Below are 14534 nucleotides of genomic sequence, written 5' to 3'. Positions count from 1 at the left end.
AGGGTCCGCAGTCGTCCTCGGGGATGAGCGCATCACTCCCCGAACAGTGCGGTAATGGAGTCAGGGCCCGTACTGTGGGTCCTGTCGCAGGATCTGTGAGCTGGAGTCCGTCAGAAGGGGGCGCGCGAAGCCCATGAGCGGTGTCATGAAGCGTATGGGGATGATCTTCCGCGCGAAGGCGAACAAGGCCCTTGACCGGGCCGAGGACCCGCGCGAGACCCTCGATTACTCGTATCAGAAGCAGCTGGAGCTGCTGCAGAAGGTGCGCCGCGGCGTCGCCGACGTGGCCACCAGCCGCAAGCGCCTGGAACTCCAGCTCAACCAGCTGCAGCAGCAGTCCGGCAAGCTGGAGGACCAGGGCCGCAAGGCGCTCGCCCTCGGCCGCGAGGACCTGGCCCGCGAGGCGCTGTCCCGGCGCGCCGCCCTCCAGCAGCAGGTCACCGACCTCGAGACCCAGCACGCCACCCTCCAGGGCGAGGAGGAGAAGCTCACGCTCGCGGCCCAGCGCCTGCAGGCCAAGGTCGACGCCTTCCGCACGAAGAAGGAGACCATCAAGGCCACCTACACCGCGGCCCAGGCCCAGACCCGCATCGGCGAGGCCTTCACCGGCATCTCCGAGGAGATGGGCGACGTGGGCCTGGCCATCCAGCGCGCCGAGGACAAGACGCAGCAGCTCCAGGCACGGGCCGGCGCCATCGACGAGCTGCTCGCCTCCGGTGCCCTGGACGACCCGACCGGCACGGCCAAGGACGACATCGCGGCCGAGCTGGACCGGCTCTCCGGTGGTAGTGATGTAGAGCTGGAACTGCAGCGCATGAAGGCCGAGCTGGCCGGAGGCTCCCCGCAGCAGGCGATCGAGGGCGGCACGGGCCAGGGGCAGACCCAGCAGCACCCGCAGGACACCCCGCGCTTCGACAAGCAGTAGCCCGGCGCCGGGACCCGAGCCGAGGAGGCCGACGTGATCGTACGGATCATGGGGGAGGGCCAGGTGCAGCTGGACGACTCCCACTTCGTCGAGCTGAACAAGCTGGACGACGAGCTGCTGGCGGAGATCGAGGGCGGTGACGAGGCGGCGTTCCGCCGCACCTTCGCCGCCCTCCTGGACACCGTCCGCCGTCTCGGCACCCCGCTTCCGGACGACGCGCTGGAACCCTCGGAGCTGATCCTGCCGTCAGCTGATGCGACGCTGGAGGAGGTCAGGGAACTGCTCAGCGACGAGGGGCTGATCCCGGGGTAGCACCGCCGGGGTTCGGGCCGTCGCCGCGGGCAGGCGACCCACACCCGACCCGCACCCGTACGGGGCACTGGAAAGCACCCGTACTGTGGTCGTCCGTGAGCACCCTCGACCGCGCCCGCTGCAGCGTGAAGGCACACCCCCTCGCGCTGGACGCCTCCATCGCGGCAGGCGTACTGGTGTGCATGGTCGCCGGCTCCTTCGTCGTCCCCCACGGAGCGCACGGCGTCACCTGGGGCGTCCGTACGCCCGACCCCCTCAGCCTCCTCCTCATGCTCCTCACCGCGGCCGCGCTCGTCTTCCGCCGCCGCGCCCCCAAGACGGTCCTCGCCACCACCGGCGCCCTCTCCGTGATCGAGTGCGTCACCGGCGACCCGCGCGCCCCGGTCGCGATGTCCGCCGTCATCGCCCTGTACACCGTCGCCGCGACCACCGACCGCACCACCACCTGGCGCGTCGGCCTGCTCACCACGACCGTGCTGACGGCCGCCGCCATGCTCGGCGGCCCCCTGCCCTGGTACGCGCAGGAGAACCTGGGCGTGCTCGCCTGGACCGGCATCGGCGCCACCGCGGGGGACGCCGTACGCAGCCGGCGCGCGGTCGTCCAGGCCATCCGGGAGCGCGCCGAGAGAGCCGAACGCACCCGCGAGGAGGAGGCCCGCCGCCGCGTCGCCGAGGAGCGGCTGCGCATCGCCCGCGATCTGCACGACGTCGTCGCGCACCACATCGCCCTCGTGAACGTGCAGGCCGGGGTCGCCGCACACGTCATGGACAAGCGGCCCGACCAGGCCAAGGAGGCCCTCGCCCACGTCCGTGAGGCCAGCCGGTCCGCGCTCGACGAACTGCGGGCCACCGTCGGGCTGCTGCGGCAGTCCGGCGACCCGGAGGCACCGACCGAGCCCGCACCCGGCCTCAGCCGCCTGGAGGAACTGGCCGCCACCTTCCGCAACGCGGGGCTGCCGGTACAGGTGGCCCGCGCCGACCAGGGCACCGAACTGCCCGCGGCCGTCGACCTGGCCGCCTACCGGATCGTCCAGGAGGCCCTGACCAATGTGCGCAAGCACGCCGGGCCCGAGGCCAGGGCCGAGGTCAGCGTCGTACGGGTGGGGACGGGCATCGAGGTGACCGTGCTGGACGACGGGGCGGGCGCGGCCGGGGTACCCGGGGCCGGCGGCGGGCACGGACTGCTCGGCATGCGCGAGCGGGTCACCGCCGTCGGCGGCACCCTCACCACCGGACCCCGCTACGGCGGCGGCTACCGCGTCCATGCGATCCTGCCCCTCAAGACCCGTAAGACGGCCCAGGGGGAGCCCGCATGACGATCCGTGTCCTGCTCGCCGACGACCAGGCACTGCTGCGCAGCGCGTTCCGGGTGCTGGTCGACTCCGAGCCCGACATGGAGGTGGTGGGGGAGGCCTCCGACGGTGCCGAAGCCGTCCGGCTGGCCAAGGAGCAGGCCGCCGACGTGGTCCTCATGGACATCCGGATGCCCGGCACGGACGGACTCGCCGCGACCCGTCTGATCAGCGCAGATCCGTCCCTGCTGCACGTCCGCGTGGTCATCCTGACGACCTTCGAGGTGGACGACTACGTGGTCCAGGCCCTGCGCGCGGGCGCCTCCGGCTTCCTCGGCAAGGGCAGCGAACCGGAGGAACTGCTCAACGCCATCCGGGTCGCGGCCGGCGGTGAGGCCCTGCTGTCTCCCACCGCCACCAAGGGCCTGATCGCCCGCTTCCTCGCCCAGGGCGACGACGGCCGCGACCCCGCCGGCTCCGAGCGGCTCGGCGCGCTCACCGGCCGGGAGCGGCAGGTGCTCGTCCAGGTCGCCGGCGGCCACTCGAACGACGAGATCGCCGAGCGCCTGGAGGTGAGCCCGCTGACGGTGAAGACGCACGTCAACCGGGCCATGGCCAAACTGGGCGCGCGCGACCGGGCGCAGCTCGTGGTGATCGCGTACGAGTCGGGGCTGGTACGTCCGAGGACGGAGTGATCTCCACCCGGGCCTACTGCGGATCTCCACCCGGGCGTACTGCGGACGGAGTAGGGCCCGGATAAGGAAATGGACCCTGGGCCTACGGATCGGGCCCCGGCGATGGATCAGGGTTTTGGGGTGGGCGCTCACCTGCGTCCCTCCGCCGCTTCTGCCGCTCACCGAAGAGAGACCCTGATCCATGTCCTGGCTGTCGAGATTCAGCCTTCGCCAACGGGCCCTGATCGGCCTGATGTCGCTCGTCGCGCTCGTCTTCGGGCTGATCGCGATCCCCCAGATCAAGCAGCAGCTGCTGCCCACCATCAACCTGCCCATGGTGTCGGTGATCGCGCCGTACGGGGGCGCCTCGCCCGACGTGGTCGAGAAGCAGGTCGTCGAGCCGATCGAGAACAACGTCCAGGGCGTCGACGGTGTCACCGCGGTCACGTCCACCGCCAGTGAGGGCAACGCCGTGATCACGGCGTCCTTCGACTACGGCAACGACACCAAGCGGATCGTCTCCGACGTCCAGCAGGCCGTGAACCGGGCCCGCAACCAGCTCCCGGACGCCGTCGACCCGCAGGTCATATCCGGCTCCACCGACGACATGCCGACCGTGGTCCTCGCCGCCACCTCCGGCGAGGACCAGCAGGCCCTCGCGGACCGGCTCGACAAGACCGTCGTACCCGCCCTGAAGGACATCGACGGCGTCGGCCGCGTCCAGGTCATGGGCGTCCGCGACCTCCAGGTCACGGTCACCCCCGACGACGCGAGGCTCGCGCGGGCCGGCCTCACCTCCGCCGCGCTCGGCCAGGCCCTGCAGGCGGGCGGCGCGACCGTCCCGGCCGGCTCCTTCGACGACAACGGCGCCAACCGCACCGTCCAGGTCGGCGGCGGCTTCACCTCGCTGAAGCAGATCCAGGACCTGATGGTCACCGGCCCGAGCGGAGGCAGGCCGGTACGCCTCGGTGACGTGGCCACCGTCAAGGAGCGGCCGGCCCCGGCCGACTCCCTCACCCGCACCGACGGCAGGCCCAGCCTCGCCGTCAACGTGACCATGGACCACGACGGCAGCGCGGTGACCATCTCGAACGCGGTCAAGGACAAGCTGCCCGACCTGCGCGAGCAGCTCGGCGCCGGCGCGAAGCTCACCGTCGTCAGCGACCAGGGCCCGGCCGTCTCGAAGTCCATCAAGGGCCTGACCACGGAGGGCGCCCTCGGCCTGCTCTTCGCGGTCGTCATCATCCTGGTCTTCCTGGCGTCGATCCGTTCGACGCTGGTCACGGCCGTGTCCATCCCGCTGTCGGTCGTCCTGGCCCTGATCGTGCTGTGGACGCGCGGCCTGTCCCTGAACATGCTCACGCTCGGCGCGCTGACCATCGCCATCGGCCGGGTCGTGGACGACTCGATCGTGGTCCTGGAGAACATCAAGCGTCACCTCGGTTACGGCGAGGAGCGCCGGGACGCGATCCTGAACGCCGTGCGCGAGGTGGCCGGCGCGGTCACCTCCTCCACCCTCACCACGGTCGCCGTGTTCCTGCCGATCGGCCTGGTCGGCGGCATGGTGGGCGCCCTGTTCGGCTCGTTCAGCATCACGGTGACGGCGGCCCTGCTGGCCTCCCTGCTCGTGTCGCTGACGGTCGTTCCGGTCCTGTCGTACTGGTTCCTGCGCGCCCCGAAGGGCACGCCCGGGGACGCCGAGCAGGCCCGCCGCCGGGCCGAGGAGAAGGAGGCGAACAGCCGCCTGCAGCGCGCGTACGTCCCCGTCCTGCGCTTCGCGACGCGCCGCCGCCTCACCAGCGTGCTGATCGCGCTCGTGGTCCTGGTCGTCACGTTCGGCATGGGCGGCCTGCTGAAGACGAACTTCTTCGACCAGGGCGAGCAGGAGGTCCTCACGGTCAGGCAGGAGCTGAAGCCGGGGACGAGCCTGGCCGCCACGGACGCGCAGGCGAAGAGGGTGGAGAAGCTGCTGGCTTCCACCGAGGGCGTGAAGGACTACCAGGTCACCGTCGGCTCCTCCGGCTTCATGGCGGCCTTCGGCGGCGGCACGGACACCAACCAGGCCTCGTACCAGGTGATGCTGAAGGACTCGAAGTCGTACGACAAGGTGCAGAAGCACCTGGAGGACGGCCTGAAGAAGCTCAGGGGCATCGGGACGACCACGGTGTCGGCCGGTGACGGCTTCGGCAACCAGAACCTGAGCGTGGTGGTCAAGGCGTCCGACCCCAGGGCGCTGAGCACGGCCGCGGAGCAGGTCCGCTCCACGGTCGCCGGCCTCGACGGCGTCACGGACGTCACCAGCGACCTCGCGACGAGCGTCCCGCGGATCTCGGTCAAGGCCAACGCGAAGGCGGCGGCGGCCGGGTTCGACGACCAGAAGCTCGGTGCGGCGGTCGCCCAGGCGGTGCGCGGTACGACGGCGGCGAAGGCGATCCTCGACGACACCGAGCGGGACGTCGTCGTGCGGTCCGCGAAGCCCGCGACCACGCCGGCCCAGCTGAAGGCGCTGCGTCTCGGCCCGGTGAAGCTGGGCGACATCGCCACGGTGAAACTGGTGGACGGCCCCGTGTCCCTGACCCGGATCGACGGTCAGCGCGCCGCCACCGTCACCGCCAGGCCGACCGGTGACAACACCGGTGCTATCAGCACCAAGCTGCAGTCGAAAATCAAGGCCCTGAGGCTGCCGGCGGGCGCGAAGGCCGAGATCGGCGGCGTGACGTCGGACCAGAACGACGCGTTCAAGAACCTGGGCCTGGCCATGCTGGCGGCGATCGCGATCGTCTTCATGCTGCTGGTGGCGACGTTCCGCTCCCTGGCGCAGCCCCTGATCCTCCTGGTCTCCATCCCGTTCGCGGCGACGGGCGCGATCGGCCTGCTGGTCGCCACCGGCACCCCGATGGGCGTCCCGGCGATGATCGGCATGCTGATGCTGATCGGCATCGTGGTGACCAACGCGATCGTGCTGATCGACCTGATCAACCAGTACAGGAGGCAGGGCTGCGGCGTCGTGGAGGCGGTGATCGAGGGTGGCCGCCACCGCCTCCGCCCGATCCTGATGACGGCGCTGGCGACGATCTTCGCGTTGCTTCCCATGGCCCTGGGCGTCACGGGTGAGGGCGGCTTCATCGCCCAGCCCCTGGCGGTGGTCGTCATCGGCGGCCTGATCACGTCCACGCTGCTGACGCTGCTGCTGGTGCCCACGCTCTACGCGATGCTGGAGCTGCGCAAGGAGCGCCGGGCGAAGAAACGGGCGGCGAAGAAGGAGCCGCGGGCGGAGAGAGTTCCGGAGCCTGCCGGAGTCTGACCCCCACGACGGGGAGGGGCCCGCCGGACACCTCGGAGTGTCCGGCGGGCCCCTCGCCGTGTACGGGGATCCCTACGGCAGCGCCAGCATCCGCTCAAGCGCCAGCTTCGCGAACGCCTCCGTCTCCTGGTCGACCTCGATCCGGTTGACCAGGTTGCCCTCGGCCAGGGACTCCAGGGCCCAGACCAGGTGCGGCAGGTCGATGCGGTTCATGGTCGAGCAGAAGCAGACCGTCTTGTCGAGGAAGACGATCTCCTTGCCCTCGGGCGCGAAACGGTTCGCCAGCCGCCGGACCAGGTTCAGCTCGGTGCCGATGGCCCACTTGGAGCCCGCCGGGGCCGCCTCCAGGGCCTTGATGATGTACTCCGTCGAGCCGACGTAGTCCGCGGCGGCGACCACCTCGTGCTTGCACTCGGGGTGGACGAGGACGTTCACGCCGGGGATACGGGCGCGCACGTCGTTGACCGAGTCCAGGCTGAAGCGGCCGTGGACCGAGCAGTGGCCCCGCCACAGGATCATCTTCGCCGCGCGCAGCTCGTCCGCCGTCAGGCCGCCGTTCGGCTTGTGCGGGTTGTAGACCACGCAGTCGTCCAGGGACATGCCCATGTCCCGGACGGCGGTGTTGCGGCCCAGGTGCTGGTCCGGCAGGAACAGCACCTTCTCGCCCTGCTCGAAGGCCCAGTCCAGCGCCCGCTTGGCGTTCGACGAGGTGCAGATCGTGCCGCCGTGCCTGCCGGTGAACGCCTTGATGTCCGCGGAGGAGTTCATGTACGAGACGGGGACCACCTGCTCGGCGATCCCGGCCTCCGTCAGCACGTCCCAGCACTCCGCCACCTGCTCGGCCGTCGCCATGTCGGCCATGGAGCAGCCGGCGGCGAGGTCGGGCAGGACGACCTTCTGGTCGTCGGAGGTGAGGATGTCCGCCGACTCGGCCATGAAGTGCACACCGCAGAAGACGATGTACTCGGCCTCCGGGCGCGCGGCCGCGTCCCGGGCCAGCTTGAAGGAGTCACCCGTGACGTCCGCGAACTGGATGACCTCGTCGCGCTGGTAGTGGTGGCCGAGCACGAAGACCTTGTCGCCGAGCTTCTCCTTGGCCGCGCGGGCGCGCTCGACCAGGTCGGGGTCGGACGGCGACGGCAGGTCACCGGGGCACTCGACACCCCGCTCGCTCTTCGGGTCGGCCTCACGGCCGAGCAGCAGCAGGGCGAGCGGAGTCGGCTGCACGTCGAGCTCCGGGGTCTGGGCGGTGGTCACGACACGCACCCTTTCTACTTTTCGTCTAACTGACGCTATCTATCATAACCGGTTCACGTCAGTTTGACGATGGCCATAGCGTCTATGTGACGTGAATCCTGCCCGGGTCCCCGCCGGGTCCCTCCGCGGGCCACTGCCGGTGCCCACGGGCATGTGCGAGCATGAAGACAGAAGCAAAAACGCGACTGCCCGGCCCGGAATGAATCCGCGGAAGCGCCGGTTGCACTCGTCGGCAAGCAGTCTCCGTACAACCCGGGAGAGATGTAGATGTCCGTATCGGACGAGACCACCACCGTCACCGACGGCATCATCCTGACCGACGCCGCCGCGGCCAAGGTCAAGGCCCTGCTCGACCAGGAAGGCCGTGACGACCTCGCGCTGCGTGTCGCCGTCCAGCCCGGCGGCTGCTCCGGCCTGCGCTACCAGCTCTTCTTCGACGAGCGCTCGCTCGACGGTGACGTCGAGAAGGACTTCGGCGGGGTCAAGGTCGTCACCGACCGCATGAGCGCTCCGTACCTGGGCGGCGCCACCGTCGACTTCGTGGACACGATCGAGAAGCAGGGCTTCACGATCGACAACCCGAACGCGACCGGTTCCTGCGCCTGCGGCGACTCCTTCAGCTGAGCCGACGGTTCCTGTCTGAGGCATGACGAAGGCGGCGGCCCCTCTCCGGGGCCGCCGCCTTCGTCGTACACCGGCCGGCGACCGTCACGCCCCTCCCCGCAGGACGCCCGGCTTGGCCTGCGGAACGGGGCTGCCGTCGGCACCGACCACGGACCGCCCGTCCAACGGCGCGGCCAACCGCACGGTCTTCACGTACTCCTTGGCGATCAGCACGCACACCTTGTCCGGCCAGGGGTGCTCGGTCACCGTCACGGTCACCCGCTCGCCGCTCTCCTTCGCCGTCGCCTCGTAGTCGGCGCACACCCCGCCGTAGAAGCTCACGGTCAGCTCCCGGTCGTCGGCCGTGTAGCCGGTCACCTTCACACCCCGGGGCGCCGCGGACGCGGTGGGCGTCGACGGGGTGGCCGTGGACGCCAGGTACCGGGGATCGACCGCCGGATACGTAACCGTGGACGTGCCCTGGCCGGCGGGCCCCCGCGCCTCGAACAGCCAGGACGGCACCAGTGTCTGCCGCCCGGAGACGGAGTGCGAGGCCAGCCCGAAGGCCGCCTTGGCCACGGTGACCGTGCCGGTGCCCGGGTCCGCTCCCTGCTTCGGCGCGCCCGTGGACGCCCCGCACGGCTGCTCCAGCCGGTCCTTCAGCGGCACCGGGCTGGCGCAGCCGCCGATCCCCATCCGGTGGTCGCCCCGCGGAGCCGCGTTCATCAGCTTCAGCGTCTTCGCGGCGCTCAGCACGGGATACGTGTCGCCCTTCACCGGAGCCCCGAGCAGCCCGTGCGCGCCGACCAGCTCGCCCTGCCGGTCCACGGTCAGACCGGTGGTCCAGCCGAACGTCGGCAGTCCGCCGACCACCGGATCGGCGTTGACCACCCGCTGGGCGCCCATGACCTGGCTCGCGTCGATCTTCGCGTCGTCCAGACCGGCCGCCTTCAGTACGGGCGCGGCGACCTCGGTCGCCTTCGCCACGCTCACCGGGGTGCCGGCGGGGACCATCGGGTCGTGCGCGCAGAGAACACCCTTCCGGCAGTCGTCGGTGCCCGGCGCGTACCGGCTGTAGCTCCAGCTGCCCGGCGCGTCCCGGTTCACCTGGAGGCTCGGCCCGGAGCCGTCCTTGCCGCCGACCCGCCAGATCCGCCCCACGGCCACCGGGGCGCCGTCGACGCCGAGCGCCTTGGCCAGCCGGGCCACCGCGTCCTTGCCGACCTCGCCCTTCGGCACGTACACCGGCGCGGAGCCGGGACCGGACGGCAGCTCGCCCTGGGCCACGTACGTCGCCCCGTACGGGTCCGGCTCGCCCGAGGCGATACCGCCCGTGCCGCTCCAGCCGTCCAGGGTGAGCGGCGGGGGAGGGGCGCCGGCGCCGGCCGTACGGCCCCCGGTGTCACTGCCCGCCGCGAGGTAGGCGCCACCGCCGCCGACCAGCAGCACGGCGGCGGCGACGGAGACGACGGCGAGCCGCGACCGCCGCCGCCCGGCACGCCCGCCGTCCGCGTCGTCGGTCTCCGGATCACCAGCGCCGTCAGCACCGACGGTGCCGACGGTGTCATCAGTGCCGTCAGTACCGACGGTGCCGACGGTGTCATCAGCGCCGTCCGTACCCGTGCTTCCCGTGCCGTCCGCGCCGTCAGCACCGACAACGTCGTCCGCTTCGTCCACGTCGTCCGCGCTGTGCGCGTCCTGCGTCGTCGCGACCGCCGGCTCGGGGTTCCCCGAGTCCCCGGGCGCCTCACAGCTCTCCCGGCTCGCGGCGCCCGGGGCGCTCTCGGCCTGCTCGGAGCCCTCGGGTTGCTCGCGGTTCTCGGGTCGCTCGGTGTTCACCGCATCGCTCCTCGCTGGTCGTATCCCTCATCCCCCGCCTGGGGGACGGCGATGGGACGCGCGAGGGGAGCGTGCGGTTCCCCGCCGAATGCGCCCGCGCGTCAGTCGCCGTAGTCCGACATCGCGTCCAGCAGCCGCGCGGACCGCACCGGCACGGTCACCCCGTGGATCAGGGACGGCGGCACCGGCCGGGACTCGGCATGGTCGGGAACCGTCCAGTGCGGAGCCATCCGGGCACAGTCACCGCGCAGCGCCGCGAGGTCGCCGTCGAGGTCGGCCGGGGCGGAGGGGCGAAACTCGAGGTTCGTCATGAGCGCACCGTAGGCCTGCTCAAGGCCGCGAAGAAAGATCTACTATCGGGTAGTTTCGCCAGCTACAGCCCTGGCGGCCGACCGGGTAGCGTGAACTGTCAACCCAGCCTCCCGCAGGAGAATCCCCGTCGTGCGCATCGCAGTCACCGGCTCCATCGCCACTGACCACCTCATGACCTTCCCCGGCCGTTTCGCCGACCAGTTCGTCGCGGACCAGCTGCACACGGTTTCGCTCTCCTTCCTGGTCGACAACCTGGACGTGCGCCGCGGCGGAGTCGCCGCCAACATCGCCTTCGGCATGGGCCAGCTCGGCACCGAGCCGATCCTGGTCGGTGCCGCCGGTTTCGACTTCGACGAGTACCGGGCCTGGCTCGACCGGCACGGTGTGGACACCGAGTCGGTCCGGATCTCCGAGACCCTGCACACCGCCCGCTTCGTGTGCACCACCGACGCCGACCACAACCAGATCGGCTCCTTCTACACCGGCGCGATGAGCGAGGCCCGCCTCATCGAGCTGAAGACCGTCGCGGACCGCGTGGGCGGCCTCGACCTGGTCCTCATCGGCGCCGACGACCCGGAGGCCATGCTCCGCCACACCGAGGAGTGCCGCTCCCGCCGGATCCCCTTCGCCGCCGACTTCTCCCAGCAGATCGCCCGGATGGAGGGTGAGGAGATCCGGATACTGCTGGACGGCGCGACGTACCTGTTCTCCAACGAGTACGAGAAGGGCCTCATCGAGTCCAAGACCGGCTGGAGCGAGGGCGAGATCCTGGCCAGGGTCGGCCACCGCGTCACCACGCTCGGCTCGCGGGGTGTGCGCATCGAGCGGGTCGGCGAGGACCCGATCGAGGTCGGCTGCCCGGAGGAGGAGCGCAAGGCCGACCCCACGGGTGTCGGCGACGCCTTCCGCGCCGGGTTCCTCTCGGGGCTGGCCTGGGGTGTCCCGCTGGAGCGGGCGGCGCAGGTCGGCTGCATGCTGGCGACCCTCGTCATCGAGACGGTGGGTACGCAGGAGTACCAGTTGCGGCGGGGGCACTTCATGGAGCGGTTCGTGAAGGCGTACGGGGAAGAGGCCGGGGAGGAAGTGCGGGCCCACCTCGGCTGAGGCCGGGTTCGGCCATTCGGCCGACTCGGTCCCGCCGTCGTCGGGTGAAGGCGCGTGGGGGCTGGTCGCGCGGTTCCCCGCGCCCTTCACGGGGCGCTGCCCCGCCCCTCGGGGCGCCTTCAGGAGACCCTTCGGACCACGAACGCCGTGCCCCTGTCCGCCGGCTCCTCCCCGAGGTACTCCTGCCCCCGCATCTCGCACCACGCCGGGATGTCCAGGCGGGCCGCCTCGTCGTCGGAGAGGACCCGTACGGTCCCCCCGACCGGCACCTGTTCGAACACCTTGGCCAGTTCGATGACCGGGATCGGGCAGCGCTTGCCGAGGGAGTCGACGACCAGTTCCTCCGGGCCCGCCTGTGTGGCCGGCGCCGGCGCGCCCAGCTTCTCCCGGACCCCGGCCACGGCTGCGGGCAGTACCCCGAGGAACCGCTCCACGTCCTCCTCGGCCGTCCCGGCAGGCAGGGAAACGCGCACGTTCCCCTCGCTCAGCACACCCATCGCCTTGAGCACATGGCTGGGCGTCAGGGTGCTGCTCGTGCAGGACGAACCGGAGGAGACCGAGAAGCCCTCCCGGTCCAGCTCGTGCAGCAGCGCCTCGCCGTCGACGTAGAGACAGGAGAAGGTGACGATTCCCGGCAGCCGCCGTTCGGCGTCGCCGACGACCTCCACGTCCGGCACGGCCTGCGGCACCCGCGCCCGGATCCGCGCCGTCAGCTCCCGCAGCCGCAGCGCCTCCTGGGCCGCCTCCGCCCGTACCGCCCGCAGCGAGGCCACGGCCGCCACGATCGCCGGGATGTTCTCGAACCCGGGCGCCCGCCCCGACTCCCGCTCGTCCACCGGCCCTTGGCCGGCGAACCGCACCCCCTTGCGTACGGCAAGAAGGCCGACCCCGGACGGCCCGCCCCACTTGTGCGCGCTGGCCGTCAGCAGCGACCAGGCGCCTTCGACGGGCCCCCACCCCAGTGACTGCGCCGCGTCCACCAGCAGCGGCACCCCGGCGGCCCGGCACACCTCGGCCACCTCACCCACCGGCTGCACGGTCCCCACCTCGTGGTTGGCCGACTGGAGCACGGCAAGCGCGGTGTCCGGGCGCAGGGCGGCGTCGTACGCCGACGGGTCCACGGCCCCCGCCCGGTTCACCGGCACCCGGGTCACCGTCCCGCCGTCCGCCTCGAACACCTCCGCCGAATGGAGGACGGAGGAGTGTTCGACGGACGACACGATCAGGTGGCGTCCGACCCGCCGCCGCCCGGCCAACGCCCCCGCGACACCCGTATGGACGGCTCGGGTCCCGGAGGGGGTGAACACCACCTCGTCGGCCCGGCAGCCGACGGCTTCGGCAACCGCCTCCCGCGAGGCGTCCAGCAACATCCGCGCCTTGCGTCCCTCCCGGTACAGCCGCGCAGGATCGGCCCATCCGTCATCCAGAGAGGCCAACAGCGCCTGACGGGCAACGGGATGGAGAGGGGCGGCGGAGGCAGCGTCAAAGTAGGCCATACGGCAACGTTAAGACCCCGGCGGGGGCAGCCGACCCAGGGGCGCGGGGAACTGCGCGACCAGCCACGATGTGCCCGCGCCCGCCAATTCAGCGAACCACCCACTCCAGTAGGCACCCCTCCCCGCGAACCCTCGGAGAGGGTGGGCTAGGGTTTGGTCCGCATAAACATCCAAACCCCTGCCCGACGCAGGGCGGCGACCGACCAGCGAGAAGGCCGCAGCCGACCGCGCGGGCGAGACTCTCGGGAAGGCGCTACGTGAGTCCCAACGGCTCCGACCGCTCGCCGCGGCGCCCGATGCGGCGGAAGCTGCTGCAGGCAATGACCGCGGGCCTGGTCCTGGCGACCGCAACCGGTTGCACATACAAGGACTTCCCCCGCCTTGGTATGCCCACCCCGACCACGGATGAGGCTCCGCGGATCCTCACCCTGTGGCAGGGCTCCTGGGCTGCCGCGCTCGCCGTCGGCGTGCTGGTGTGGGGCCTGATCCTGTGGAGCGCCATGTTCCACCGGCGCAGCCGCACCAAGGTCGAGGTACCTCCGCAGACCCGGTACAACATGCCGATCGAGGCCCTGTACACGGTGGTCCCGATCATCATCATCTCGGTGCTCTTCTACTTCACGGCCCGGGACGAGTCCAAGCTCCTGGACCTCTCCAAGAAGCCCGACGTCACGGTCAACGTGGTCGGCTTCCAGTGGAGCTGGGGCTTCAACTACATCGAGAACGTGCCCGGCTCCACCGGCAACGCGAAGACCGACCCGCAGCTGAACGCGATCCCGGACCGGTTCAAGGCCGACTTCCCGGCGAACGCCGGCGGTGTCTACGACGTCGGTACCCCCGGCACGCGGAACCCGGAGACCGGCAACCCGGGTCCGACGCTCTGGCTCCCCAAGGGCAAGACGGTCCGCTTCGTCCTGACCTCTCGTGACGTCATCCACTCCTTCTGGGTGGTGCCGTTCCTGATGAAGCAGGACGTCATCCCGGGCCACACCAACGCCTTCCAGGTGACCCCCAACCACGAGGGCACCTTCCTCGGCAAGTGTGCCGAGCTCTGCGGCGTCGACCACTCCCGGATGCTGTTCAACGTGAAGGTCGTGTCTCCGGCGGCGTACCAGAAGCACCTCCAGGACCTCGCCAAGAAGGGGCAGACCGGTTACATTCCCGCCGGCATCGCGCAGACGAGCCACGAGAAGAACCGGGAGACGAACAACCTGTGAGCATCCTCAACGAACCCCAGGGTGCCGCGGCAGCTGAAGGCTACGCCGACGAGCTGCCGGTCAGGCGCAAGCAGCCCGGCAACGTCGTGGTGAAGTGGCTGACGACCACCGACCACAAGACGATCGGCACGCTCTATCTGGTCACCTCGTTCGCGTTCTTCCTGATCGGTGGCGTGATGGCGCTGCTGATGCGCGCCGA

General features: G+C 71.0%; 12 protein-coding genes and 1 pseudogene. 9 read left to right on the top strand and 4 right to left on the bottom strand.

What is annotated here, in order from left to right:
* Nucleotides 1-133: 133 nt before the first annotated feature.
* The 5 genes from ACWC94_RS27140 (at nucleotide 134) to ACWC94_RS27120 (ending at nucleotide 6507) form a co-directional block, all read left to right on the top strand.
* A complete protein-coding gene (locus ACWC94_RS27140; RefSeq protein WP_450799699.1) occupies nucleotides 134-925 on the top strand; it encodes a PspA/IM30 family protein in 792 nt (263 codons plus the stop codon).
* A gap of 33 nt (nucleotides 926-958) precedes the next feature.
* Nucleotides 959-1237, top strand: a complete 279-nt coding sequence (gene pspAA, locus ACWC94_RS27135) for a PspA-associated protein PspAA (protein ID WP_450799698.1) — start codon at nucleotides 959-961, stop codon at nucleotides 1235-1237.
* 95 nt (nucleotides 1238-1332) lie between these two features.
* Nucleotides 1333-2553, top strand: coding sequence for a sensor histidine kinase (locus ACWC94_RS27130; RefSeq protein WP_450799697.1), 1221 nt, complete (start codon nucleotides 1333-1335; stop codon nucleotides 2551-2553).
* Nucleotides 2550-3224, top strand: coding sequence for a response regulator (locus ACWC94_RS27125; RefSeq protein ID WP_450799696.1), 675 nt, complete (start codon nucleotides 2550-2552; stop codon nucleotides 3222-3224). Before ACWC94_RS27130 ends, ACWC94_RS27125 begins: the two co-directional genes overlap by 4 nt.
* 181 nt (nucleotides 3225-3405) lie before the next feature.
* Nucleotides 3406-6507 carry an efflux RND transporter permease subunit gene (locus tag ACWC94_RS27120; RefSeq protein ID WP_450799694.1) on the top strand — a complete coding sequence of 1034 codons (3102 nt, stop codon included), beginning with the start codon at nucleotides 3406-3408 and terminating at the stop codon, nucleotides 6505-6507.
* A 72-nt stretch (nucleotides 6508-6579) separates the two neighbouring features.
* On the opposite strand, the gene nadA is transcribed toward ACWC94_RS27120, so the two are convergent.
* Nucleotides 6580-7764, bottom strand: coding sequence for a quinolinate synthase NadA (nadA, locus tag ACWC94_RS27115; RefSeq protein WP_450799693.1), 1185 nt, complete (start codon nucleotides 7762-7764; stop codon nucleotides 6580-6582).
* A 267-nt stretch (nucleotides 7765-8031) separates the two neighbouring features.
* Between nadA and ACWC94_RS27110 the strand changes: the two genes are divergently transcribed.
* Nucleotides 8032-8388: an iron-sulfur cluster assembly accessory protein gene (locus tag ACWC94_RS27110; protein WP_023551351.1), complete on the top strand. Its 357-nt coding sequence runs from the start codon at nucleotides 8032-8034 to the stop codon at nucleotides 8386-8388.
* 84 nt (nucleotides 8389-8472) lie between these two features.
* Here the strand turns inward: ACWC94_RS27110 and ACWC94_RS27105 are convergent, their stop codons facing one another.
* Both ACWC94_RS27105 and ACWC94_RS27100 read right to left on the bottom strand, forming a co-directional pair.
* Nucleotides 8473-10206, bottom strand: coding sequence for a hypothetical protein (locus ACWC94_RS27105; RefSeq protein ID WP_450799692.1), 1734 nt, complete (start codon nucleotides 10204-10206; stop codon nucleotides 8473-8475).
* Nucleotides 10207-10307: 101 nt separating this feature from the next.
* The gene (locus ACWC94_RS27100) at nucleotides 10308-10517 is read right to left on the bottom strand and encodes a hypothetical protein (RefSeq protein ID WP_450799691.1); all 210 of its coding nucleotides are present in this window, start codon (nucleotides 10515-10517) and stop codon (nucleotides 10308-10310) included.
* 130 nt (nucleotides 10518-10647) lie between these two features.
* Here ACWC94_RS27100 and ACWC94_RS27095 point away from each other — a divergent pair, with 130 nt between their 5' ends.
* Nucleotides 10648-11622 carry a carbohydrate kinase family protein gene (locus ACWC94_RS27095; RefSeq protein WP_450799690.1) on the top strand — a complete coding sequence of 325 codons (975 nt, stop codon included), beginning with the start codon at nucleotides 10648-10650 and terminating at the stop codon, nucleotides 11620-11622.
* A gap of 119 nt (nucleotides 11623-11741) precedes the next feature.
* Here ACWC94_RS27095 and ACWC94_RS27090 read toward each other — a convergent pair whose 3' ends face one another.
* Entirely contained in the window at nucleotides 11742-13118 is a 1377-nt protein-coding gene (locus tag ACWC94_RS27090) for an aminotransferase class V-fold PLP-dependent enzyme (protein WP_450799688.1), read from the bottom strand.
* 257 nt (nucleotides 13119-13375) lie between these two features.
* On the opposite strand from ACWC94_RS27090, the gene ctaC reads away from it, so the two are divergent.
* Entirely contained in the window at nucleotides 13376-14335 is a 960-nt protein-coding gene (ctaC, locus tag ACWC94_RS27085; RefSeq protein ID WP_450799686.1) for an aa3-type cytochrome oxidase subunit II, read from the top strand.
* Nucleotides 14332-14534, top strand: a pseudogene (locus tag ACWC94_RS27080) (cytochrome ubiquinol oxidase subunit I); the annotation flags it as partial. The gene ctaC and the pseudogene ACWC94_RS27080, both read left to right, overlap by 4 nt.

The sequence above is a fragment of the Streptomyces sp. NPDC001135 genome (assembly GCF_053598395.1).
Note: the sequence above shows the minus strand (reverse complement) of the source record. Positions and strands in the feature narration are given on the sequence as shown.

Coding starts and splice junctions, on each gene's coding strand:
- ACWC94_RS27140 (WP_450799699.1), top strand. CDS start 134: ATGAGCGGTGTCATGAAGCGTATGGGGATGATCTTCCGCGCGAAGGCG.
- ACWC94_RS27090 (WP_450799688.1), bottom strand. CDS start 13,118: ATGGCCTACTTTGACGCTGCCTCCGCCGCCCCTCTCCATCCCGTTGCC.
- ACWC94_RS27110 (WP_023551351.1), top strand. CDS start 8,032: ATGTCCGTATCGGACGAGACCACCACCGTCACCGACGGCATCATCCTG.
- ACWC94_RS27100 (WP_450799691.1), bottom strand. CDS start 10,517: ATGACGAACCTCGAGTTTCGCCCCTCCGCCCCGGCCGACCTCGACGGC.
- ACWC94_RS27125 (WP_450799696.1), top strand. CDS start 2,550: ATGACGATCCGTGTCCTGCTCGCCGACGACCAGGCACTGCTGCGCAGC.
- ACWC94_RS27120 (WP_450799694.1), top strand. CDS start 3,406: ATGTCCTGGCTGTCGAGATTCAGCCTTCGCCAACGGGCCCTGATCGGC.